This window comes from Phenylobacterium sp., from assembly GCF_030697925.1.
Classification (GTDB): Bacteria; Pseudomonadota; Alphaproteobacteria; order Caulobacterales; family Caulobacteraceae; genus Phenylobacterium.
The window spans coordinates 17,390-34,370 of sequence record NZ_JAUYOJ010000227.1 but is presented as its reverse complement, the minus strand read 5'-3'; the positions used below and the strand labels follow the sequence as shown (position 1 = coordinate 34,370).

The window sequence follows — 16,981 nt, the reverse complement described above, 5'->3', positions numbered from 1 at the left end:
AAGTTGAAGACCCTGGTTTTCAGGATATGGGTTCACGCTTGCGTGACGCGGGGGTGCGCCTTTCGGGCGAGGGTTTCTTGTCCGGCGTGCCGGTCGGTTTGTGGTCGCGCAGTTTCTCCGGCTCGCCGTCGGCCGAGAGCAGCACCGCCAGCCAGCGGGTGCCGCTGAACTGGGCCAGGATCACCATGGCCATGACGGTGAGCGGCGTGGACAGGAACATGCCCGCCATGCCCCAGAGCACGCCCCAGAAGGCCAGGCTGAGCAGGACCACAACCGGGTCCATGTTGAGGCTGTCGCCCTGCATGCGCGGCAGGACGATGTTGCCGACCACGAACTGGATGGCCTGCAGCGCCCCCAGCAGGATCACCGCGGGCCAGAAGGTCGGGAACTGGACTAGCGCGAAGATCGGCGGCGCCAGGATGCCCACCGCCCCGCCGATCACCGGGATGTAGGAGGCGATGAAGATCAGGAAGGCCCAGAAGATCGCGTTGTCGAGGCCCATCACCGCCATGGCGATCCAGGACGCCACCGCGATGATCAGGCCGGTGACCGTCTGGACCCACAGATAGCGCTCCACCCCGTCGCGGATGCGGCGGAAGGCCGCCATGGCCTCCGCCCGCTCGGCATGGTGCGGGAACAGGCCCACGACCTTGCGCTGGAACCCGCGCCGCGAGGCGATGATGAAGCCAAGATAGATCAGGATGAAGAAGGCGTCGGAGGCGAATCCCTGCAGGCCCTTGGCGACGTCGGCCAGGTAGGCGCCGGGGTTCAACTGGACGAAGAGCTCGTTGACCGTCGGCGGCACGTCGACGCCCAGCAGGCCCGCCACCTGGGCGATCAGGCCGTTGAGGCGAGGCGTGTAGGCGACCAGCTGTCCGACGAAGCTGGTGGCGTTCTCGGCGATGACGAAGGTCGAGCCGCCGAACAGCAGCACCGAAAGCACGATGGCCGCCGGCAGGGCCGCCCGCTCGCTCACCCAGGGCAGGCGCGAGCGGATCACCCGGGCGAAACCGTCGATCATCACCGCCAGGAAGACCGCCAGCGCCAGGGGTGTAAGGATGCCTCGCAGCCAGTAGAGCGCCGCCCCGCAGGCGATCACCGCCAGGATGACCGTGGCGGTGCGGGTGACGGACGATTGGGAGGCGGCTTCGGGCATCGGTCTCTCGCGGAGCTCCCTGTTCGACCGCGACTGTCCGCGTCGGGGAGGTCCGCGTCAATTTTGGCGATCCCTACCCTGGTTCGAGCGGGAATTGCAGGTGTTTTGCCGTCGGATCGTTAAATTTCGGTCCAACCTGCTCGGATTCTACAGGTAATCGGCATTCACATTTCGCTCCCGGTTTGTCGGTGGTCGCCGGCGCACGGCGCGGCTAGCTTGGCCGACGCTACGAAGTGTTTGGGAGCAAACGATGTCCGACGGCGTCATGATCGGCTTTTCCGACCATCCGGAAATGCTGCGGCTGGACCGCGCCAACCGCCATGGCCTGGTGGCCGGCGCCACGGGGACCGGCAAGACCGTCACCCTGCAGATCCTGGCGCAAGGGTTGTCGGACGCCGGCGTGCCGGTGTTCGCCGCCGACGTGAAGGGCGACCTCTGCGGGATCGCCGCGTTGGGCGCACCCAATGAGAAGATGCTGGCCCGCGCCGCGACCATGAACCTGACGCTCAACCCGGCCGCCGCTCCGGTGGTGTTCTGGGACCTGTTCGGCGAGCAGGGCCACCCGATCCGGGCCACGGTGTCGGAGATGGGCCCGCTGCTGATCTCGCGCATGCTTGAGCTGAACGACGTCCAGGAGGGCGTGCTGAGCGTGGTGTTCCGCGCCGCCGACGACGAGGGCCTGCTGCTGCTGGACCTGAAGGACCTGCAGGCGGCGCTCACCTTCGCCTCGGACAACGCGCCGGCCCTCGGCGCCAAGTACGGCAATGTCTCCCCCACGACGGTGGCCACCATCCAGCGCAAGCTGCTGATGCTGGAGGACCAGGGCGGGGCGGGCCTGTTCGGCGAGCCGGCCCTGCAGCTCTCGGACCTGATGCGCACCGATGGCTCGGGACGCGGCTACGTCAACATCCTGGCGGCCAATCGGCTGATCGCCAGCCCGCGGCTCTACGCCACCTTCCTGCTGTGGCTGATGAGCGAGCTGTTCGAGGAGCTGCCCGAGGTGGGCGATCCCGACAAGCCGCGACTGGCCTTCTTCTTCGACGAGGCCCACCTGCTGTTCCGCGACGCCCCCAAGCCGCTGCTGGAGAAGGTCGAGCAGGTCGTTCGCCTGATCCGCTCCAAGGGGGTGGGGGTCTATTTCGTCACCCAGAACCCGGCCGACATTCCCGAGACGGTGCTGGGCCAGCTCGGCAACCGCATCCAGCATGCCCTGCGCGCCTATACCCCGGCCGAGCAGAAGGGCCTGCGCGCCGCCGCCCAGAGCTTCCGGGAGAACCCGGCGTTCGACACCGCCGAGGCGATCCAGGGCCTAGGCGTGGGCGAGGCCCTGGTCTCGGTGCTGGACGAGCGCGGGGCGCCGACCGTGGTGCAGAAAACCCTGGTCCGGCCGCCGGCTTCGCGCCTGGGTCCGATCACGCCCGCTGAACGCACGGCGGTCATGGGCCAGAGCCCGGTGCGCGGCCTCTATGACGCCGCCAAGGATCGCGAGAGCGCGTTCGAGACCCTCAAGGCCCGCGCCGCCGCGGCGGCCGAGGTCGTGGAAGCCCCGCCCGCCCGGCGAGCCGCGGAGCCGGATGACGAACCCGCGCGCCGCGCCCAGCCGCGCGCCCGCGCCTCGAACCGCCAGGGCATGGGCGAGGCCTTCGCCAAATCCTTGCTGCGCCAGGCCGGCAGCACCATCGCCCGCGAGCTGATGCGCGGCCTGCTGGGCAGCCTGAAGAAGCGGCGGTGAACATTCGGGACCGCTGCCCTAGCCCGTCCTCTCGAGCCGTCGTCTCGAGGCAAGGGTGGGTGAGGGGAACCCCGCCCTAGACGCCCACCCGCTCATCGCCCAACGCGCCGCGGACGGCCGCGGCGAGCTGGTCGGCCCGGAACGGTTTACGCAGCACGGGCCAGGATGAGGCGTCCGGCGCCTCGTGCAGGCGGTCGCCGGCATAGCCGGTAGTGAGGATGATCGGCAGGTCGGGATGGCGCGCCCGCGCGGCGCGGGCGAGCTCCGCCCCGTTCACGCCGCCCGGCATGACGATGTCGGAGATCAGCAGGTCGAAGCGCTCCGGCCCGGCGAGCCGGCGCAGGGCCGAGGGCCCATCGGCCTCGCTGGCCACCCGGCAGCCGAGATCGGCCAGCAGGCCCTCGGTGACCGCTCGCACGGCGCTGTCGTCCTCCACCAGCAGGATCCGCGCGCCCTGCGCCCGGCCGTCGTCATCGACGTGGTCGGCGGGCGGCTCGGCCTGCGCCTCAGGTTCGGCGGCGGGCAGATAGAGGGCCACGGTGGTCCCGCGCCCGAGTTCGGACTCGATGGTCACCGCCCCGCCGACCTGCTTGATGAAGCCGTAGACCTGGGCGAGCCCCAGACCCGTTCCCTTGCCGACCTCCTTGGTGGTGAAGAAGGGTTCGAAGGCCCGTTCCAGGGTCTCGGCCGCCATGCCGACGCCGGTGTCGGTCACGCTGACCACGATGTGGTCGCCGGCCTGGGCGCCGGCGACCTCGCCCTCCGCCAGGGTGCGACGGGCGGTGGCGATCTCCACGCTCGCCCCGGGCCGGTCGGCGGTGGCGTCGACGGCGTTGACCACCAGGTTCAGCAAGGCGGCCTCGAACTGGGCCGGATCCAGCCGGCTCATGCCGACCCCGGGATCGCCGCTCAGGGTCAGCGGGACGCTCTCGTCGCCGACGCGGCGCGCCAGGGGCTCGACCTGTTCGATCAGGCCGTGGACGTCGACCACCTCCAGCTTCAGCTCCTGGCGGCGGGCGAAGACCAGCAATTGGCGGGTCAGGCGCTCACCGCGACGGCCCGCGGCCAGGGCCGCTTCGCCCAGCCGGCGCACCCGGGCGGTGTCCTCCGGATGACGCAGGATCATGTCCAGGCCGCCGATCACCACGGTCAGCAGGTTGTTGAAGTCGTGCGCGACGCCGCCGGTCAGGCGGCCGACGGTCTCCAGCCGCTGGGCCTGGGCCAGGGCGGCCTCGGCGCGCGCGCGCTCTTCCAGGCTCTGCTGCAGTTCGCGGGTGCGTTCGGCGACGCGGACCTCCAGGTCGGCGCGGGCCTCGACGATCTCGGTGATGTCGCTGGACGTGCCGAACCAGCGGTGGATCGCCCCGGCCGGGTCGCGGATCGCCGAGGCGCGGCCGTTGAACCAGCGATAGACCCGGTCATGGCGGCGGATGCGGTATTCGATGTCGTAGGGCAGGCCGCCGAGCACCGCCTGGGCCCAGGCCTGCTGGACTCCGTCGCGGTCCTCGGGATGGACGGCCTCCAGCCACCCGTCGCCATAGTGGTCGGCCGCGGGGACGCCGGTATAGGCGGTCCATTGCGGGCTCAGATAGTCGCAGTAGCCATCGGCCCGGTTCGACCAGATGAGCTGCGGCAGGCTGTCGACCAGGGCGCGGACGCGGGCCTCGCCTTCGCGAAGAGCGGTTTCGGCGACACGCCGGTCCGTCATGTCGACGCACGAACCCACATAGCCCATGAAGGCGCCTTCGCTGTCGAAGGCCGGGGCGGCGGCCTCGTCCAGCCAGCGGTAGCGGCCATCGTGACGGCGGATCCGGTATTCCAGCCGCGCGGACTCGCGGCGGGCGAAATGCTCGGCATAGGCCGCCAGCAAGGGCTCGCGGTCGTCGGGATGGACATTCTCCAGCCAGCCGCGGCCCTGTTCCTGTTCCAGGGTGCGGCCGGTGAAGGCCAGCCAGGTGTCGTTGAACCAGTTCGCCCGCTGGTCGACGCCGCTCATCCAGATCAGCACGGGCGCGGCGTTGGCGATATTGCGGAACTGGTCGCGGCCCCGGACGGCGGCGGCCTCGGCCTCGCGTTGCGCGGTCACGTCGCGGAACGAGACCGCCACCCCACCCTCGAGCTTCACCGCGCTGGAGCGCAGATAGCGTTCCTGGCCGTCGATGACGCGGCGGACCTCGATATCGTCCGGGCCGCCGGAGGTCATCACCGCGGCGAAGCGGGCGATGGTCGCCGCTCCGGTCTCGCCGGGAAAGGCCTGGCTCACCCGGCGGCCGACCAGGCCCTTGACGCCGTCCGGGGCGATCTCTTCGGCGGCGGGATTGGCGTAGACCCAGGCGAAGTCGACGACCGCCCCGTCCTCGATGACCGCCTCGAGGATGACGAAGGCGTCCAGTCCGTGCTCTTGGAATATCCGGAAACGCTCCTCGGCGGCGATCCCGCGGACGATGGCCAGGCGCAGCGCCTTGGCGATGACCACGGTGGTGAGCGCCGTGACCATGAAGAAGATGAGCTGCGAATAGTTCGGGGCGTCCATCCACGGCGCGGCCACGACGCCGACGCTGGCCAGGGTGGCGATCAGCCCTCCGCGCAAGCCCGCCACCAGCGTCGCGAACAGCACCGCGGGATAGAAGGCCATGAAATTGGGGGGATCGGCCAGGATGAAGCCGGCGGCGTGGTGGAGACCGCTGGCGAGCGCCACCGCGCCGAGGGCCGCGGCATAGGCCGCCGCCGGGTGTTCGATCGCGGTGGCGAACCTCTGCGCCCAACGTCCGATCATGACGCGATCACGCCCCCCAACAAAGCACTCCGCCCTACGGAAGGCCGAAACGGGGCGGAGGTAAAGCCGCGTCATAGATAAGGCGGACCGGCCTTATCGACCGGTCCGCCCGAAGGCCCTATCGCGGGGCCATCCGGATCGCCCCGTCGAGGCGCACGTCCTCGCCATTGAAATAGCCGTTGGTGATCATCTCCAGCGCCAGGGAGGCGTAGTCCTCAGCGTTGCCGAGGCGCTTGGGGAAGGGCACCGAGGCGGCCAAGGCTTCCTTCACCTGCGGTGGCGCGGCGTTCATCAGCGGGGTGTTGAAGATGCCGGGCAGAATGGTGTTCACCCGGATGCCGTCGCCGGCCAGGTCGCGGGCGATGGGCAGGGTCATGCCGACCACACCGCCCTTGGACGCCGAATAGGCCGCCTGGCCCATCTGGCCGTCCTCGGCGGCCACCGAGGCGGTGTTGACGATCGCGCCGCGCTCGCCGTCGATCGGCTCCAGGTCCAGCATGCCCTTGGCCGACTTGGCGATGCAGCGGAAGGTGCCGACCAGGTTGATCTGGATGATCATGTTGAAGGCGTCGAGCGGGAAGTGGCGGGTCTCGCCGGTGGTCTTGTCGCGGCTGGCGGTCTTGGCCGCGTTGCCGGTGCCGGCGCAGTTGACCAGGATCCGCTCCTGACCGTGGGCCGCGCGGGCCTTGGCGAAGGCCGCGTCGACCTCGTCGTCAGAGGTCACATTGACCTTGCAGAACACACCGCCCACTTCTTTTGCGACCGCTTCGCCCTTGGCTTCGTTCATGTCGAAGATGGCGACCTTGACGCCGTGGGCCGCGAGTTGGCGCACGGTGGCTTCGCCGAGGCCCGAGGCGCCGCCGGTGACGACCGCGGCGATAGAGGAATCGAGTTTCATGGACGCTTGGCTCCCGTTCTCGTCTAAACTGATGTCGGAGGCTTTAGCCCGATGAGCGCAGACTCAAAAGCGTCACGCCACGTCAACGGCGGCGCTTTCGATCCCAAGCAGGCCCTCGATCCGGCTAGGGCCCTGGTCCCGTCGGTGGTCCAGGTCAACGAACAGCGGGTGGCCAAGGGCTTCTGGCCGAAGATCCGGCGCACGGCGGCCAAGATCCCCTTCGCCGGCGACGCGCTCTCGGTCTGGTTCTGCGCCAAGGATCCCGCCACGCCGCGCACGGCCAAGGCCATGATGATGGCGGCGCTCGCCTATTTCGTCCTGCCGGCCGACGCGATCCCAGATGTGCTGGCCGTGGTGGGCTTCACCGATGACGCGGCGGTGTTCGCCGCCCTCATGGCCCTGGTGGGCAAGAACCTGAAGCCTCGGCACCGCGAGGCGGCGCAGGGCCTGCTGACCCAGATGAAGCGCGACGACGACTAACGGGCGCGCCAACCCCCTGAAGGGTCGTCATCCCCGGGCTTGTCCTTGGGGACCCATGCACGCGGATCGTTCAGGCAAATTCGCGACCGCGGAGTTCATGGATGGCCGGCACGGAGGCCGGCCATGACGAGCTTGGTTGGGGTCTAGAGCGGCTCTTCGCTCACCACGACGCCGGCCTTCTTGAGCTTGCTGAGCTGGTGCTCGCGCCAGGTGATGAACAGGGTCGAGGCCACCACCAGGGCCGCGCCGGCCACGGTCCAGACGCTGGGGATCTCGTGGAACAGCGAGACCCCGACGATCACCGTGAACACCAGGCGGATATAGTCGATGGGCGCCATGGCCGCCGCATCGCCGATCGACATGCCCTTGATGTAGCAGCCCTGGGTGATGGTCCCCAGCACCCCCATGGCGCCCAGCAGGACCAGGTCGAAGGGCTCCGGCCAGCGCCAGGTTAGGATCGCCCCGGGTATGCCCAGGATCAGGCCCAGCGTCGCGGCCCAGACCAGCAGCACGGTGGGCGAGTGGTCCCGGGTCATCACCTTCATTCCGGTGATGGTGAGCGCGAACAGGAAGGACGAGGCCAGCATGGCCAGCGCCGGCAGGCCGATGGCGAACGCACCGTCCACCCCCGGCCGCAGCATGACCAGCACGCCGACGAAGCCGACCACGGCCGCGCCGATCCGCAAGGGGCCTACGGTCTCGCGCACCACCAGGGCCGCCAGCGGCACCAGCCACAGGGTGCGGGTGAAGCTGAGCGCATTGGCGTCAGCCAGGGGCATCTTCTGGAAGGCGTAGAAGGACAGGATCATCCCCACCGTGCCCGCCGCCGAGCGGAACAGCAGGATGCCCGGCCGGGTGGTCGTATAGGCGCCGCGCCCGCGTCGGATGATGATCGGAAGCAGGACGATGAAGCCGGCCAGCTGACGGTAGAAGGTCTGCAGCGCCGCGGGGTAGTCGTCGCCCAGGAACTTGATCAGCGTGGTCATGCCGGTGAAGGCCAGAGCCGAGGCCACCATCCACAGGGCCCCGTGCACATTGGGCGTCAGGGCGGCGCGGGGCTCAGCGCTCACGGATCCATCCGGTGACCGACAGCCGCTCGCCGGCCGCGTAGCTGGCCACCTGGGTCACCGCGTGGAGTTGGGGCACTCGGAAGATGTTCAGCGCATTGAAGGTCGGGACATAGGCCTCGGCCACATGGCCCTCGGCGTCGTGGAAGGCCAGCAGCCCACCCCAGTCGGTGCGCCAGGCCGGGGTGAAGTTCAGCACATAGGCGTAGAGCCGGTTCTTGCCCTCGACGCCGTCGTCGTGGACGGAGAGGAAGTCGCCGGCCCGGTAGCGGGTCGCCTGGGCGTCCACATAGGCCGGACGCGGGTCGCCCGTCAGCCTGCGGACGAACTGGAGGAAGGCCTCGCTGTTCAGCAGGTCATAGACGGACTCCAGGGGCGCCAGGGGGCCGCCGACGCGCTGGCCGGCCTCCATCAGGTCCGACAGCCGCCAAGCGTCGAACTGGTACTGGAACCCCGCCTTGCCCCCCTCGACCATGGCCGCGGCGAGCGCCGCCCGGCGCTCGGCCGGCATGGCCGCCAGTGTCTCCAGGGCGAAGTCGTAGCCCTTGGCGCCGACATGCATGGACTTGTGCCATGGCGTGGCGGTCGCCAGCGCCGTGCTCACCGCCCGAGCCTGGGCGAGCGGCAATATGCCGGGCAGGTGCAGGCGGCCGAAACGGGCGAAGGCGGCCGCCAGCTTGCCGGGGTCGAGCCCCGGCGCGAGTTTCAAGCTGGGGGCCGGGCCGCTCAAGACTGGGCGGGCGCCAGGTCGCCGAACATCGCGGCGAAGGGCGAGCCGGCGCTTTGGTCCCAGGAATGGCGGCTGCCCACGGTGATCCCGCCGTCGACCACGATGTGCGTGCCCGAGACGAAGGCCGCGGCGTCGGAGGCGAGGTAAAGCGCGGCTTGGGCGATGTCGTCGGGCATGCCGGCCTTGGGCACCGGCTGGACCTTGGCCCCGGCGTCGGCGACGCGGGCGGCCATCTGGTCGGCGACCTCGCGCGGCAGGCCCATGGAGGCGCCGAAGATCGAGGTGGCGATCAGGCCGGGGCAGATGGCGTTAACCCGGATCTTCTGCGGCGAGAGCTGGGCCGCGGCCGAGCGGCTCATATGGATGACGCCGGCCTTGGCGGTGGAATAGGCGATGGGTCCCCAGCCCGCCTGCAGGCCGGCGATCGAGGCGGTGTTGATGATCGAGCCGCCGCCGCGCTCCAACATCAGCGGCACGGCGTGCTTCATGCCCAGCGCCGGACCGCGCACCAGGACGTCGAAGATCCAGCTCCAGTCCTCGGCGGTGATTTCGGTGATCGAGGTCATCCGGTCGGAGATGCCGGCGTTGTTGAAGAGGATGTCCAGTCCGCCGAACTCGGACTTGGCCAGCTTCAGCGCGGCCTCGATCTCGCCCTCGTCGGTGACGTCGCAATGGGCGTAGGCGACCTGGCCGGGGAAGCGCTTGGCCAGCATGGCGCCCTTTTCGTCCTGGATGTCGGCGGCCACGACCCGGGCGCCCTCGGCCACGAACAGCTCGACCGTTCCCAGTCCGATCCCCGACGCGGCCCCGGTGATCACCGCCACCTTGCCGCCCAGACGTCCCGCCATGCTTTCCCCTCCGCTATGTGATCGGCGATAACTAGAGCCGGATCGACGTCGCGTCGAGAGCTAGGCGCCGTTCGGGTGTCGCGCCAAGCCCAGATGCTTCGCCGCGCGGGGAAGCATCTGGAGGGGTCGTTCATCAGTCGATGGTGACCACGACCTTGCCCATGGCCTTGCGGCTGCCCAGGTGGGCGATGGCGTCGGCGCCCTTGGCGAGCGGGAAGCTCTCGGAGACATAGGGCTTGATCTTGCCCTTGGCGTAGAGCTCCAGCAGCTCCTCGATGCTCTGCTGGAAAAGGCCGGGATTGCGCGCCGTCCAGTTGCCCCAGAACACGCCGACGATGTCGCAGCCCTTCAGCAGGGCGAGGTTCAGCGGGATGCGCGGGATGTCGCCGGCGGCGAAGCCGATCACCAGGTAGCGGCCTTCCCAGGCGATGGAACGCAAGGCCGGCTCGGCGTAGTCGCCGCCCACCGCGTCATAGATCACGTCGAAGCCCTCGGCCCCGCCGGCTTCCTTGAAGAGTGCGCCCAGAGCCTTCTGGCCGTCCTTGTCGAAGGGCCCGCGGCCATAGACCACCCCGGCGTCGGCGCCGTGCTTGATGGCCAGGTCGACCTTCTCCTGGGTGGAGCAGGCGGCCACGACGCGCGCGCCCATGGCCTTGCCCAGCTCCACGGCCGAGAGGCCGACGCCGCCGGCCGCGCCCAGCACCAGCAGGGTCTCGCCGGCCTTGATGTGGCCCCGGTCCTTCAGCGCGTGATAGCTGGTGCCGTAGGTCAGGATGAAGGCCGCGGCGATGTCGTAGGGCATGGCGTCGGGGATCTTGGTCAGCCGCCCGGCCGGGGCGCTGACCTGCTCGACCATGCCGCCGGAGCCGATCTGGGCCAGGACGCGGTCGCCGATCTTCACATTGGTCACACCCTCGCCGATGGCGGTGATCACGCCCGACAGCTCGCCGCCCGGCGCGAACGGGCGCGGCGGCTTGGCCTGGTACTTGTCCTCGATCATCAGCACGTCGGGGAAGTTGATCCCCACGGCCTTGACGTCGATGGTCGCGAAGCCGGCCTTGGGCGCTTCGGGCGCGGGGATGTCCTCGTAGACCAGGGTCTCGGGTCCGCCCGTAACCTTGCTGAGCACCGCTTTCATCGTCGTCTCCCGCGTCGTTTTGGATTTGCGGCGGACGCTAGCGCAGGGGCGCGGGGCGCGGAAGGGTCGGACGAACATTTGTTTGATTGCCGCCGCGCGGGAGGGCCGTAGGCCGTTCATTTGGCGGAAGGGTCGCCTTGGCCTATATTGGCCGGCTTCCAGACAGCGAGTTTCCCTTGGGCGTCACCCTTGATCTTTCGCGCGGATCGTCCGCGCCCGCGGCCGTGAAGCCGAACCTCTCCGGCCTGACCCGCAAGGGTCTCGCCGAGGCGCTGGTCGTGGCCGAGGTGGTGAAGCCCGAAAAGGCCAAGATGCGGGCGACCCAGCTCTGGCGCTGGATCCACCACTATGGCGTCACCGACTTCGCCATGATGACCGACGTGGCCAAGGAGACCCGCGCGGCGCTCGCCGAAGCCTTCTCCCTGACCCGCCCCGAGATCGTCGAGCGCCAGGTGTCCAAGGACGGCACCCGCAAGTGGTTGATCCGCATGGCTCCGGGCATCGAGGTCGAGACCGTCTACATCCCCGATGTCGGCCGCTCCGGGGCGCTCTGCGTCTCCAGCCAGGTGGGCTGCACGCTCAACTGCACCTTCTGCCACACCGGCACCCAGGCCCTGGTGCGCAACCTGACCGCCGCCGAGATCGTCGCCCAGGTCCAGGTCGCCCGCGACGACCTCAGCGAATGGCCCTCGCCCAAGGAGGACCGCCGGCTCTCCAACATCGTCTTCATGGGCATGGGCGAGCCGCTCTACAATCTGGACAATGTCGCCGACGCCATCGACATCATTTCCGATGGCGAGGGCATCGCCATCTCGCGGCGGCGGATCACCGTCTCCACCTCGGGCGTGGTCCCGGAACTGCACGAGCTGGGCGAGCGCACCCAGGCGATGCTGGCCATTTCGCTGCACGCCACCAACGACGCCCTGCGCGACGTCTTGGTGCCGCTCAACAAGAAGTACCCGATCGAGCAGCTGATCGCCGGCATCCGCGCCTATCCGGGTCTGTCCAACGCCCGGCGGGTGACCTTCGAATACGTGATGCTGAAAGGCGTCAACGACAGTCCGGCCGAGGCGCTCGCCCTGCTGAAGCTGCTGAAGGGCGTGCCGGCCAAGATCAACCTGATCCCGTTCAATCCCTGGCCGGGCACGGACTACGAATGCTCGAGCTGGGGCGCCATCGAGAAGTTCGCCGCCATCCTCAACAAGGCGGGCTACGCCTCGCCGATCCGCACCCCGCGCGGTCGCGACATCCTGGCGGCCTGCGGACAGCTCAAGTCGGAGAGCGAGAAGGTCCGCGCCAGCGCTCGGCGGAAGGTCCCGGCCGAGCCGCTGGCGGCGGAGGGCATTGTGGTCTAGCGCCACCGTGATAACCCTTCGCCCCGACCTTTAACATTCGCTGACGGGCCCCCATGCCGCCAGACCTGCAGTCCCCCGAGATCCAGGCCTTCGCCACCGGCTTCCCGATCACCCTGATGCATATCGCGGTGACGGTGCTGATCCTGGTCCTCGCCGCGGGCGTCTACATCCTGCTGACCCCGCATAAGGAGATCACCCTGATCCGGGCGGGGAATTCGGCCGCGGCCCTGTCGCTGGGCGGCGTCCTGCTCGGCCTTTCCATTCCGCTGGCAACCTCGCTGGCGCGCTCAACCTCCATGCTGGAGATCGCGCTCTGGGGCGCCGCCGCCGTGGCGCTGCAGCTGCTGGTCTTCCGCCTGGTGGACATGCTGCTGCGCGGCCTGCCCCAGCGGATCCAGGAGGGCGAGGTGGCCGCCGCGGCCCTGCTGGTCGGGGCCAAGCTCGCCACCGCCGTGATCATCGCCGCCGCGGTCTCGGGCTAGGCCCCGGATGCATTTCCCACGCCTGCCCGACTGGCTGGTCTATCTGGCGGTGGTGCTGGCCCTGCTGATCGCCGCCGTGGGCCGCCAGGAGCGCGCCGACGCCCCGCCGCCGCCGCCGCCGGTGGCCGGCGACGAGGGCCTGCCGCTGGGTCCCGCCTCGCCCTTCGACCCGTCGGTGGTGGTGGACGTTCCGGACAGGGCCGAGCCCGGGGTGGGCACCGCCTTCTCGGTGGCCGACAAGGGCGTCTGGGTCACCGCCCGCCACGTGGTCGACGGCTGCTCGCAGACCGCCATCGTGGTGGCCGAGGGTCGCGGCGTGGAGGCCACGGTCCGCATCGACCCGCGCGGGGAGGCTGCGATCCTCACCACCGAGGGCGGGGCGCCGCCCCTGCCCATGGGCCTGGACCAGCCCCTGCGCCGAGGTGACCGCGCCTATCACCTGGGCTTCCCGCAGGGCCAGCCGGGCGAGGCGACCTCGCGTCTGCTGGGCCGCGAGAACCTGGTGGTGCGCGGCCGCGGCGCGCGCACCGAGTCGGTGCTGGTCTGGGCCGAGACCGGCCGCACGGACAATCTGAAGGGCTCCCTGGCCGGGCTTTCCGGCTCGCCGGCCCTGGATCGCGCGGGCCGCGTGGTGGGCGTCACCGTGGCGGAGTCCCCGCGCCGGGGGCGGATCTACACCACCGCGCCGGAGACCGTGACCAGCGCGCTCTCGGCCACCAAGGAGCGAGCCTCGGGCTTCGCCATGGGCGAGCCGATCACCATCGACAACTACGGCCGGGTCGCCGACACCCTGCGCCGCGACCTGCGGGTGGCGCAGGTGATCTGCCTGAAGACCTAGGCGGGTCCAGATCCTCCCCCAGCGCGGAGCGCGATTTGGGGGAGGCGGACCGCAAAGCGGTGGAGGGGGTTGAAGCGCGCGAGAGCGAGTCAAGGTCCTCCTCAGTCGGCTTCGCCGACAGCTCCCCCAGAGGGGGAGCATCTGGTCTAGGCTAGATCGCGGGCTCGACGGCCGCGTCGGTGTCCGCCACGGCCCTTGGCGTCTTGGCCGCGACCATGAAGGCCAGGACCACGCCGATCACGCCGATCAGGGCCGAATAGAGGAAGAACACCACATAGCCGGCGCCCAGCGCCTGGGCGGTGACCCCCGACTTGGCCGCCGCCGCGGCATAGGCCTCGGGCGGGGTGGCGACGAACAGGGCCTTGAGCGCGGCGAAGGCCCCCCCGGCGTCGGCCGAGGCGGCCGCCCCCTCGACGATCCGCCCTGACTGCGAAGCCACCAGCTTGCCCGGCAGGGAATAGAGCGACGAGAACAGGGCGTACTGGGTGGCGGTGAAGCCCGCCGAGGTCAGGCTCGACATGTAGGCGATCAGGCAGGTGCCGGAGAAGCCGCCGGCGATGTTGTCGACACCGATGGCGATGGTGAGCGCGCTCATCGATGCGCCCTGGGTGGCCAGCCAGGCGAAGACCAGGTTGCTCAACGGTCCCGCGAAGGCGCCGACCACCAGGGCCCGCAACAGGCCCAGCCGCACCACCGCGAACCCGCCCAGGCCCACCCCCAGCATGGTCATGGGGATGCCGAACACCTTTCGGATCTCGGCGATCTCGATCTTCGAGAACCCCAGGTCCTGGTAGAACGGGTTCATGATGTTGAGCACGAAGTCCGAAAGCCGGTAGAGGCAGATGGTGGCCAGGATCAGGGCCGCCAGGCCCCCGAACCGGGCGAAGAACTCGCGGAACGGTTCGCCGAGCGCCACGCCCAGATAGCGGCCCGGCCGGGTCTGGACCCCGGGCACCGGGCAGGCGGCCAGGAAGATGATCGTCCCGCCGACGATGACCCCGGCGATCTGGGCGAAGACGCCCCACGGCTTGGCCTCCCAGGCGGCCTTGAAGCCCTCGGCGGTGCTGGCCTGGCCCAGGCGGGCCATGGCGTCCGTGAGGATCGCCACATTGCCTGACAGCCCCGAGCCCAGCACCAGGGCGCCGAACACCAGCACCGCCAGGCGGGCGAACCATTCCGGGATCTCGAAGGCCGGGCGCGAGGGGATGTCCTCGGCGTGGATCGGGCGGATCTCGTGCTGGGCCTCGCGCGGCGCCCCAAGGACGCCCGCGACGCCGATCAGCATCAAGAGCGCCATGATCGCATAGCTCATGTTCCAGGACAGGACCTCGGCCAGGGCCAGGGCCGCGGCGCCCGCCGCCACATTGGCCAGCCGCCAGCCCCACTGGTAGGCGGCGGCCATCACGCCCTGCTTTTCCTGGCCCGCCGCCTCGATCCGCCAGGCGTCGATGACGATGTCTTGCGTGGCGCCGGCGAAGCCGACCACCACGGCGAAGAGGGCGATCAGGCCCAGATTGGTCGCCGGATTTCCGCCGGCCATCAGCCACAGGCCGATCATGATCGCCGCCTGGGCCACCAGCATCCAGGAGCGGCGATGGCCCAGCCACTGGGTCAGGCCCGGCACCTTGGCGCGGTCGATCAGCGGCGCCCAGAGGAACTTGAAGGAATAGGCCAGGGTCGCCAGGCTGAGGAAGGCGATGGTCTCCAGGCTCAGGCCCGCGTCGCGCATCCAGGCCGACAGGGTGTCGAAGATCAGCAGGTTGGGCAGGCCCGAGGCGAAGCCCAGGGCCAGCATCACCAGGGACCGGCGCTCCAGATAGACGGCCAGGGCCTGCAGGGCTCCGCGCTTGGGCGCCGGCGCAGCTTGGCTTTCGGTGGTCATGGACAGGCGTTCCTGGCGCGCGGGGCCGGCCCCGCCGTCAGCGGACCTTGGCCCGCTCCGCTTTTCCCGTCCAGTCGCCGCGCCCGGTCCATTTGGCCAGCGCCCGGCGCAGGGCGTCGGGGGAGAGCGGCTTGACCAGGAAGTCGTCCATGCCGGCCGCCAGGCAGGCGTGGCGGTCTTCCTCGAAAGCGTTGGCGGTGAGCGCCACCACCGGGGTCCGGACCCCCAGGATCCGCGCCCGCTCGGTGGTCTGCAGGCCCGACATGCCGGGCATGCGCATGTCCATCAGGATCAGGTCGTAGTCGCCGACCGCCAGCGCCGCGAGCGCCTCTTCGCCGCCGCCCGCCTGGTCGACGGCGCAGCCCTCGCGGGTCAGCAGGGTGCGGGCCAGCAGGGCGTTGATGGGATTGTCCTCGACCAGCAGCACGCGCGCGCCCGGCGCCGCGGCCGGGGCGACGCGGTCGTCCTCCGGCGCCTCGACGCGCTCGGCGCCCGTGCGCAGGCCGGCGGCGGCCAGCACCCGCTCGGCCAGGGATCCCCGGCGCAGGGGCTTGATCAGATAGCCGGCGAAGCCCGCGGCGCGGTAGCGGTCGATCAGGCCACGATCCTCCGGCGCCAGCAGCACGATGGCCGTGCGCCCGGCCGGCAGGGACAGGATCTTACCGGCAGCGGCCAGGGCGTGGTCCAGCAACAGGACGTCGGCAGGGCCGGTCCGGGCGATCAGGGCCGCGACGCCCGTGGCGACGACGGCGTCGCCGCCGCCGGCCTCGATCTGGCGGCGCGCGGACTCGGCGAGGACGGGATTGGCGCTGGCCAGCGCCACGGTGCGGCCGCGCAAGGCGAATTCAGGCGTTGCGGGCAGGCGTTCGAAGTCCGCCTCGAACCAGAAGGCCGCGCCGCCCCAGGCCGAGGTCTCGACGCCGACCGCGCCGTGCATGGCGCTGGCCAGCTTGCGGGCGATGGCCAGGCCCAGGCCCGCCCCGCCCAGCTGCACGTCGTGCGACGGGTCGGCCATCTCGAAGGCCTCGAAGATCTTGTCGCGCGCCGCCTCGGTGACCCCTGGGCCGGTGTCCGCCACGGCGAAGCGCAGGCGTTCCCCGACCTCGGCGACGGTGACCAGCACGCCGCCCTTTGTGGCGAACTTGATGGCGTTGCCGGCGAAGTTCAGCAGGATTTGGCGAAGCCGGCCCTCGTCGGCGAAGGCCTGGCCGATCCCGGCGGGCGCGGCCCAGGCGATCTCCAGCCCCTTTTCGCGGGCTCGCGGCGACATCAGTTCACAGACTGAGCGCAACAGGCCCTCGACCTCGAAGGTCGACGGCTGCAGCTCGATCTTGTCGGCGCCCAGGCGGGCGAAATCCAGCACGTCGTTGACCAGGCCCAATAGGTGTTCGCCGGAATCGCGCAGCGCCGCCACATAGGCGCGCTGTTCCTGGGTCAGGCGGGTGCCTTCCAGCAGCCGAGCCATGCCCAGCACCCCGTTCAGCGGCGTGCGGAATTCGTGGCTCAGGGAGGCGAGCTGTTCGGCGCTGACGTTCGCGGCGCGGGGCGGGGTCTTGCGGGCCATGGCGTCAACCCTAACCGCCGCCGCTTAATGGAGGG

At 70.2% G+C, this 16,981-nt stretch carries 14 protein-coding genes; 5 read left to right on the top strand and 9 right to left on the bottom strand.

Going from position 1 to position 16,981, the window contains the following annotated elements:
* Positions 1–19: 19 nt before the first annotated feature.
* A complete protein-coding gene (locus Q8Q88_RS22190) occupies positions 20–1,156 on the bottom strand; it encodes an AI-2E family transporter (RefSeq protein ID WP_305677356.1) in 1,137 nt (378 codons plus the stop codon).
* 250 nt (positions 1,157–1,406) lie between these two features.
* Here Q8Q88_RS22190 and Q8Q88_RS22185 point away from each other — a divergent pair, with 250 nt between their 5' ends.
* Positions 1,407–2,888 (top strand): helicase HerA-like domain-containing protein, encoded by a 1,482-nt coding sequence (locus tag Q8Q88_RS22185; protein ID WP_305677355.1) that lies wholly within the window; start codon positions 1,407–1,409, stop codon positions 2,886–2,888.
* A gap of 76 nt (positions 2,889–2,964) precedes the next feature.
* On the opposite strand, the gene Q8Q88_RS22180 is transcribed toward Q8Q88_RS22185, so the two are convergent.
* Together Q8Q88_RS22180 and Q8Q88_RS22175 are read right to left on the bottom strand one after the other, a co-directional pair.
* On the bottom strand, positions 2,965–5,664 hold the full coding sequence (locus tag Q8Q88_RS22180) for a PAS domain-containing sensor histidine kinase (RefSeq protein WP_305677354.1): 2,700 nt from the start codon (positions 5,662–5,664) through the stop codon (positions 2,965–2,967).
* Positions 5,665–5,782: 118 nt separating this feature from the next.
* On the bottom strand, positions 5,783–6,562 hold the full coding sequence (locus Q8Q88_RS22175) for an SDR family NAD(P)-dependent oxidoreductase (RefSeq protein ID WP_305677353.1): 780 nt from the start codon (positions 6,560–6,562) through the stop codon (positions 5,783–5,785).
* A 51-nt stretch (positions 6,563–6,613) separates the two neighbouring features.
* Between Q8Q88_RS22175 and Q8Q88_RS22170 the strand changes: the two genes are divergently transcribed.
* Positions 6,614–7,042, top strand: a complete 429-nt coding sequence (locus Q8Q88_RS22170) for a YkvA family protein (protein ID WP_305677352.1) — start codon at positions 6,614–6,616, stop codon at positions 7,040–7,042.
* Between the two features lie 143 nt (positions 7,043–7,185).
* Here Q8Q88_RS22170 and Q8Q88_RS22165 read toward each other — a convergent pair whose 3' ends face one another.
* The 4 genes from Q8Q88_RS22165 to Q8Q88_RS22150 form a co-directional block, all read right to left on the bottom strand.
* Positions 7,186–8,058, bottom strand: a complete 873-nt coding sequence (locus tag Q8Q88_RS22165) for a DMT family transporter (protein WP_305677380.1) — start codon at positions 8,056–8,058, stop codon at positions 7,186–7,188.
* A gap of 43 nt (positions 8,059–8,101) precedes the next feature.
* The gene (locus tag Q8Q88_RS22160; RefSeq protein WP_305677351.1) at positions 8,102–8,839 is read right to left on the bottom strand and encodes a 2OG-Fe(II) oxygenase family protein; all 738 of its coding nucleotides are present in this window, start codon (positions 8,837–8,839) and stop codon (positions 8,102–8,104) included.
* Entirely contained in the window at positions 8,836–9,687 is an 852-nt protein-coding gene (locus Q8Q88_RS22155; protein ID WP_305677350.1) for an SDR family NAD(P)-dependent oxidoreductase, read from the bottom strand. The genes Q8Q88_RS22160 and Q8Q88_RS22155 overlap by 4 nt, the downstream gene beginning before the upstream one ends.
* Positions 9,688–9,820: 133 nt before the next feature.
* Positions 9,821–10,825, bottom strand: coding sequence for an NADPH:quinone oxidoreductase family protein (locus tag Q8Q88_RS22150; protein WP_305677349.1), 1,005 nt, complete (start codon positions 10,823–10,825; stop codon positions 9,821–9,823).
* 176 nt (positions 10,826–11,001) lie between these two features.
* On the opposite strand from Q8Q88_RS22150, the gene rlmN reads away from it, so the two are divergent.
* Genes rlmN through Q8Q88_RS22135 form a run of 3 tightly spaced genes read left to right on the top strand, consistent with a single transcriptional unit; the run spans position 11,002 to position 13,500 of the window.
* The gene (gene rlmN / locus Q8Q88_RS22145) at positions 11,002–12,180 is read left to right on the top strand and encodes a 23S rRNA (adenine(2503)-C(2))-methyltransferase RlmN (protein ID WP_305677348.1); all 1,179 of its coding nucleotides are present in this window, start codon (positions 11,002–11,004) and stop codon (positions 12,178–12,180) included.
* A 53-nt stretch (positions 12,181–12,233) separates the two neighbouring features.
* Entirely contained in the window at positions 12,234–12,662 is a 429-nt protein-coding gene (locus Q8Q88_RS22140; protein ID WP_254835260.1) for a DUF350 domain-containing protein, read from the top strand.
* 7 nt (positions 12,663–12,669) lie between these two features.
* On the top strand, positions 12,670–13,500 hold the full coding sequence (locus Q8Q88_RS22135) for a serine protease (protein ID WP_305677347.1): 831 nt from the start codon (positions 12,670–12,672) through the stop codon (positions 13,498–13,500).
* 151 nt (positions 13,501–13,651) lie between these two features.
* Here the strand turns inward: Q8Q88_RS22135 and Q8Q88_RS22130 are convergent, their stop codons facing one another.
* Both Q8Q88_RS22130 and Q8Q88_RS22125 read right to left on the bottom strand, forming a co-directional pair.
* The gene (locus Q8Q88_RS22130; protein WP_305677346.1) at positions 13,652–15,382 is read right to left on the bottom strand and encodes an MFS transporter; all 1,731 of its coding nucleotides are present in this window, start codon (positions 15,380–15,382) and stop codon (positions 13,652–13,654) included.
* A 37-nt stretch (positions 15,383–15,419) separates the two neighbouring features.
* On the bottom strand, positions 15,420–16,946 hold the full coding sequence (locus Q8Q88_RS22125; protein WP_305677345.1) for a response regulator: 1,527 nt from the start codon (positions 16,944–16,946) through the stop codon (positions 15,420–15,422).
* Positions 16,947–16,981 lie beyond the last annotated feature (35 nt).